Origin of the sequence: Tardiphaga sp. (assembly GCF_044340795.1) — a bacterium.
Taxonomy (GTDB): Bacteria; Pseudomonadota; Alphaproteobacteria; order Rhizobiales; family Xanthobacteraceae; genus Tardiphaga.
Window position 1 is genome coordinate 1 of sequence record NZ_JBIISY010000307.1, and the last position, 6,141, is coordinate 6,141.

Sequence of the window (6,141 nt, forward strand, 5' to 3'; positions counted from 1 at the left end):
AAGATCTGGCGCGCGGGCGGCCCCTGGCCCCCCCCCCCCGCGGCGACGCCGCGCGGCGGGGAGGGTGGTGAGAAGCGAGCGTTCAGCGAGCTTCGAGACGGGTGGGGTGCTTCCACGAGCTCTTATGTCGCGTGGGGCGAGACCCCACCCGGCGCTACGCGCCACCCTCCCCGCTGCGCCGCTCGCGGCTTGAGGGAGGGAGACCAGCGGCCTCAGCGCGTCATTGCTTACAAACAAGAAACGGCCGGGCTGTTGCCCGGCCGTTTCAAATTCACGTCCAGCCCTCTTACGCCTGGCTGGCGATCTCCTTGCCGAGCGCGGCCTGCGCTGCGGCGAGGCGGGCGATCGGCACGCGATAGGGCGAGCACGAGACGTAATCGAGACCGATCTGGTGGCAGAACGCCACCGAGGCAGGATCGCCGCCGTGTTCGCCGCAGATGCCCATCTTGAGGCCCTTACGGGTCTTGCGGCCGCGCTCGACGCCGATCTTCACCAATTCGCCCACGCCCGACCGATCCACCGAGATGAACGGATCGACCTCGAGAATGCCCTTGGCGATATAGGTGCCGAGGAAGCTCGCGGCGTCGTCGCGGCTGATGCCGAAGGTGGTCTGGGTGAGATCGTTGGTGCCGAAGGAGAAGAACTCGGCCGTCTGGGCAATCTCGCCCGCCATCAAGGCTGCGCGCGGCAGCTCGATCATGGTGCCGACGGTGTAGTTGAGCTTGCCGCCGGTTTCCCTGGTCACTGCCTCGGCGGTGGCATCGATGCGCGCCTTGGTGAGGTCGAGTTCCTGCTTGCCGACGATCAGCGGCACCATCACTTCAAGGGCAACCGCATCGCCGGTGCGCTTCTCGGCCTCGACAGCAGCTTCGAACAGCGCACGCGCCTGCATCTCGGCGATCTCCGGATAGGCGATCGCCAGACGCACGCCACGGAAGCCGAGCATCGGGTTGAATTCGGCGAGTTCACGCGCACGGTCCGCCAGCTTGCGCGGATCGGTATTCATGACGCGCGCGACTTCCTCGATCTCGCCCTGGGTGTGCGGCAGGAATTCGTGCAGCGGCGGATCGAGCAGGCGGATCGTGACCGGCAGGCCGTGCATGATCTCGAACAACTCGACGAAGTCGGCACGCTGCATCGGCAGCAGCTTGGCGAGCGCGGCGCGGCGCGCCTGCTCGTCTTCAGCGAGGATCATCTCGCGCACGGTGCGGATGCGGGTTTCCTCGAAGAACATGTGCTCGGTACGGCACAGGCCGATGCCTTCGGCGCCGAACTTGATGGCGGTGCGGGCATCTTCCGGCGTGTCGCCGTTGACGCGGACCTTGAGCTTGCGGACCTTGTCGGCCCAGCCCATCAGCGTGCCGAATTCGCCCGACAGTTCCGGCTCGATCATCGGCAGACGACCGGCCAGCACCTGACCGGTGGAGCCGTCGATGGTGATGATGTCGCCCGCCTTGAAGACGCGACCGCCGATGGTCATGGTGCCGCGGCCGTAATCGACGCGGATGGCGCCGGTGCCGGAGACGCAGGGCTTGCCCATGCCGCGCGCGACCACCGCCGCATGCGAGGTCATGCCGCCGCGGGTGGTGAGGATGCCTTCCGCCGCGTGCATGCCGTGAATGTCTTCCGGCGAGGTCTCGATGCGGACCAGGATGACCTTCTTGCCATCGGCCTGCAGTTTTGCGGCTTCATCCGACGAGAACACGATCTCGCCCGACGCGGCGCCCGGCGAGGCCGGCAGGCCCGTCGCGATCACGTCGCGTTCGGCCGAGGGATCGATGGTCGGGTGCAGCAGCTGATCGAGCGCGGCCGGATCGATGCGGGTGATGGCATCGTTCTTTGAAATCACGCCTTCATTGGCGAGCTCGACCGCGATGCGGATCGAGGCCTTGGCGGTGCGCTTGCCGTTACGGGTCTGCAGCATCCAGAGCTTGTTCTGCTCGACCGTGAATTCGAGATCCTGCATGTCACGGTAGTGCTTCTCGAGCTGCTTGTAGATGCGGGTCAGCTCCTTGAAGGCTTCCGGCATCGCCGATTCCATCGACGCCTTGTCGGAGCCCGACTCGATGCGCGCTTCCTCGGTGATGTCCTGCGGGGTGCGGATGCCGGCGACGACGTCCTCGCCCTGCGCATTGATCAGGAATTCGCCATACAGCTTGCTCTCGCCGGTGGACGGATTGCGCGTGAAGGCCACGCCCGTCGCCGACGTGTCGCCCATGTTGCCGAACACCATGGCCTGCACGTTGACGGCGGTGCCCCAGCTCTCCGGAATGTCATGGAGCTTGCGGTAGGTGATGGCGCGCTGATTCATCCAGGAGGAGAACACGGCGCCGATGGCGCCCCACAGCTGGGCGTGCGGATCCTGCGGGAAATCGCTGCCGGTCTCGCGGGCGACGGCTTCCTTGTACTTGCCTACGAGGTGGACCCAGTCGTCACCATCGAGATCGGTGTCGAGCGTGTAGCCCTTGTTGTCCTTGTAGGTGTCGAGGATTTCCTCGAAGTGATGATGATCGAAGCCGAGCACCACGTCTGAATACATGGTGATGAAGCGGCGATAGCTGTCATAGGCGAAGCGCTTGTCGCCCGAGAGTTCGGCCAGCGCCTCGACGGTGACGTCGTTGAGGCCGAGATTGAGCACGGTGTCCATCATGCCCGGCATCGAGGCGCGGGCGCCCGAACGCACCGAGACCAGCAGCGGGTTCTTGTCGTCGCCAAAGGTCTTCTTGGTGATCTTGCCGACGGTCTCCAGCGCCTTCTCGACCTGCGCCTTCAGCTCCTTCGGGTAGCTGTTCTTGTTGTCATAGTAATAGGTGCAGACCGAGGTCGGGATGGTGAAGCCCGGAGGCACCGGCAGGCCGAGATTGGCCATTTCCGCGAGGTTTGCGCCCTTGCCGCCGAGCAGGTTGCGCATGTCCGACTTGCCCTCGGACTTGCCGCCGCCGAAGGAATAGACCCACTTGCCGGCCTTGATGGCGGAAGACGCCGCCTTCGCGGCGGGCTTCTTCGCAACTGCCTTGACCGGAGCCTTGGTTACAACCGTCTTCTTCGCCACCGGCGCCTTTGCAACCGCCTTCCTGGCAGCGGGCTTGGCGACCTTGGCCGGTGCCTTCGACTTCGCGGGCGCCTTCAATGCCTTGCGAGCCGCGGGCGCAGCCTTTGCGGCAGCCTTGGCAGCGGGTTTGGACTTCGCGGCTTGCTTGGCAGCCTTCTTGGACTTCGATGCGGTTTTGGCCATGGTTCTCAATCGATCCGGCGAGAGGATGGAGACGGGAAGGAACCGCCTTACACCACGTTTAGGCGATGTGGTGCAAGCGACGGCGCCGGTAGCTTGTTACGGAATTGCGTGGCGTAAATTAGCCGATCTTCAGCAGCTTGAAGACGCCGAGGCCGACCAGGCCGATGAAGATCAGATAGATCGCGACGATGAAGTTCAGCAGCCGCGGCATGATCAGAATCAGGACACCAGCGATGAGCGCGACGATCGGCTGGATATGAGCGGCCGTGATGGTCATGGGGGATCTCCGAGTGCTGTGATGCGATTCGACGCCCTGCGCGCCGCGGGGGAGTAGCAGCATGAAGACGCGCCGGGCATCAATGGGTTCCCGGTTGCATCGCTGCAATGCATCAAAAACCGGCATTGTGTCCCCAAAAATTCCGGAACGATCGCTGGCGGCAGGCATTGGCCGACGGTGAATAAATCAGACCAGGCTGGATGGCAGGACCGGCGGAGCAAGCCGGACATCGTTCATGAAGGAGATGACCATGCGTAACAAACTGATTGCAGCAGCCGCCCTCATGGGTGCGTTCAGCATGCCGTTTGCGGCACAGGCCCAGGGCGTGACGGTCGGCGTGGCCGGCGGTGACCGGGTGATCGTCGACCAGAACGATCCCGATGGCATCACGGTCGCAGAGCGGCCGGCCTTCCGCGAATATGTGGTGCGCGAGCGCGTGCCGGAATTCACGGTGCCGGATCGCATCGTGGTCGGCACCACGCTGCCGGAAGCCGGCGTGACCTATTACGACGTGCCGCAATCGGTGGCGCAGACCCCGTATCGCTACACGGTGGTGAACGGACAGACGGTGCTGGTCGAGCCCCGCTCGCGCCGCATCGTGCAGGTGGTCGATTAACCCGACCGCCGACTGAAATTCGTTCGGGCGCTTTCCGATGAGCGACTGGACGAAGAAGCCCCGCCCCGGTTTTCCCCTGCCGGGCGGGGCTTTTCTTTTGGGGGCGCGTAGCGCGTAGGATGGGTAGAGCGAAGCGAAACCCATCGGCGGAGTTTGCCGCACGGTTCAGCTGATGGGTTTCGCTCCGGCGCTACGCGCCTGCGCTCTACCCATCCTACGGCTCGGCGCTAGCCCTTCAGCATCGACAAAATATTATTCGTCGACTTGTACGCCGCCACCGCATTGTCGCGGAAGGCCGGCGTCCAGTTCGACGCGGTCCGCTCTTCATCGCTCATGCCGGAATACACATTGAGAATGCCGAGGCTGAGCTGGGCGGGATCGCCGCTCTTCTGGCTCGCCTGCAGCGCGTCGAGGATCGCCGCGCGGTTGCGCGCGTCCAGCGTCTGCTTGGCGGCAAAGCTCTCTTCCTTCGAGAACAACCCATCCTGATTGAGCGACATGGCCGACAGCGAGCGATTGTCGATGCCGGAGAGATCGGCCATCTGCCCGGTCTTGCGGCCGGCGTCGAAGACGAGCTCGCCCTTGCCGCTATCCCTCGCCGCCTTGGCCTGCGCATCCAGCGCGGCGCGCACGGCTTTGGCGACATCGCCGATGCTCTTCACCGGCGGGGCTTCATCAGGCTGCGCGAGAAAAGCGGCGACGGGATCACCGGCGATGCCGGACGGTGCCTTGTCCGGCGTCTGCTGCGTGGCCTGCACGCCCTTGGCGACGGCATCACGCTGTGCGGCCCAGAGCGTGGTGGCTTTTTCTTCCGGACCGGCCGCATCGAGATAGTCCGCGGCGGCCTTGTAGAGGCCGGCGAAATTGCCGGTGAGCTTTGCGGTGCCGGCGGCCGGCGACATCGCGGCGTTGAAGCGCTGCGCGAGTTCGGCGCTCGCGGCCTTCTGTTCGTCGGCGGTGAAGCTGCCGCCATTGTTGGTCGAGATCGCGAACAGCGCGCGGCGATCCAGCGAGGCGAGATCGACGGTGAGCTTGCCGCTCGCGTCATACGGCCCCTTGACCTTGGCGGCGGTGTAGAGCCCGTCGAGCGCGGTGCGCGTCTCGGTGATGACGGCGGCGATGGTTTTGACATCGCCCGAATTTGCGAGCTGCGCCCTGGCTGCGTCGGACAGCGTCAGATTGGTGGCGGCAGAGGACGACGCCGACGCGCTTTCATTGGCATTGAGCGTATTGGCCAGCGACGGCTGCGTGGCCGCAGCGCGGGCATAGGCCGAGCCGTAATTGGCGTATGGGTTGAGACCGGTATTGACCGAGGTCATGCGCAGGCGCGCTCCATGGGACGGTTAAGAAACCGTTGATGGAACCAGACCTTTTCAGGGGATGGTTAAGGGAAGGTTAATGTTGCCGGAGGTCTCGGAGTATTTCCGGAGTGTCGCCCCCGCGAACTCACTCCGTCATCCCCGGGCTTGACCCGGGGATCCATCTTCGCAGCATCCACCGAAGAAAGATGGATGGCCGGGTCAAGCCCGGCCATGACGTGGTGAAAGGACGGAGCGTCGCCGCTCAATCCTGGATCTTCGAGAAATCCGCCACCGCACGCGTCGCCGCGCGGATCTCGTTCAGCAGCTTCAGACGATTTTCGCGAACCGCCGCGTCGTCGTCGTTCACCTTCACCTTGTCGAAGAACGCATCCACCGCCGGGCGCAGTTTTGCCATCGCGGCCATGGCGCCGGCAAAGTCTTCCTTGGCCACCGCGGCACTCGCTTCCGGCCCGACCTCGGCAATCGCCTTGGCCAGCGCCTTTTCCTCGTCGAGCCTGAACAGCGAGGCATCCGGCGCACCGTCGAAGCTGCGCTTGTCCTTCTTCTCCTCGATGGTGAGGATGTTGCTGGCGCGCTTGGTGCCGGCAAGCAGGTTCTTGCCGTCGTCGCTATCCAGGAACTTGCCGAGCGCCTCGACGCGGCGGACCACCATCAACAGATCGTCCTGACCACCTAGCGCAAACACGGCATC

General features: G+C 64.5%; 5 protein-coding genes. 1 reads left to right on the forward strand and 4 read right to left on the reverse strand.

Going from position 1 to position 6,141, the window contains the following annotated elements:
• Positions 1 to 286 precede the first annotated feature (286 nt).
• Both ppdK and ACIQ17_RS29630 read right to left on the reverse strand, forming a co-directional pair.
• Positions 287 to 3,235: a pyruvate, phosphate dikinase gene (gene ppdK, locus ACIQ17_RS29625; RefSeq protein WP_398473020.1), complete on the reverse strand. Its 2,949-nt coding sequence runs from the start codon at positions 3,233 to 3,235 to the stop codon at positions 287 to 289.
• Between the two features lie 118 nt (positions 3,236 to 3,353).
• The gene (locus ACIQ17_RS29630) at positions 3,354 to 3,512 is read right to left on the reverse strand and encodes a DUF3096 domain-containing protein (RefSeq protein ID WP_398473021.1); all 159 of its coding nucleotides are present in this window, start codon (positions 3,510 to 3,512) and stop codon (positions 3,354 to 3,356) included.
• A gap of 250 nt (positions 3,513 to 3,762) precedes the next feature.
• Between ACIQ17_RS29630 and ACIQ17_RS29635 the strand changes: the two genes are divergently transcribed.
• A complete protein-coding gene (locus tag ACIQ17_RS29635; protein ID WP_398473023.1) occupies positions 3,763 to 4,128 on the forward strand; it encodes a DUF1236 domain-containing protein in 366 nt (121 codons plus the stop codon).
• Positions 4,129 to 4,355: 227 nt separating this feature from the next.
• On the opposite strand, the gene ACIQ17_RS29640 is transcribed toward ACIQ17_RS29635, so the two are convergent.
• Both ACIQ17_RS29640 and ACIQ17_RS29645 read right to left on the reverse strand, forming a co-directional pair.
• The gene (locus ACIQ17_RS29640; RefSeq protein WP_398473024.1) at positions 4,356 to 5,447 is read right to left on the reverse strand and encodes a hypothetical protein; all 1,092 of its coding nucleotides are present in this window, start codon (positions 5,445 to 5,447) and stop codon (positions 4,356 to 4,358) included.
• Positions 5,448 to 5,691: 244 nt separating this feature from the next.
• Positions 5,692 to 6,141, reverse strand: a 450-nt coding sequence (locus ACIQ17_RS29645) for a DALR anticodon-binding domain-containing protein (protein WP_398473025.1), incomplete at its 5' end; no start/stop codon positions are given.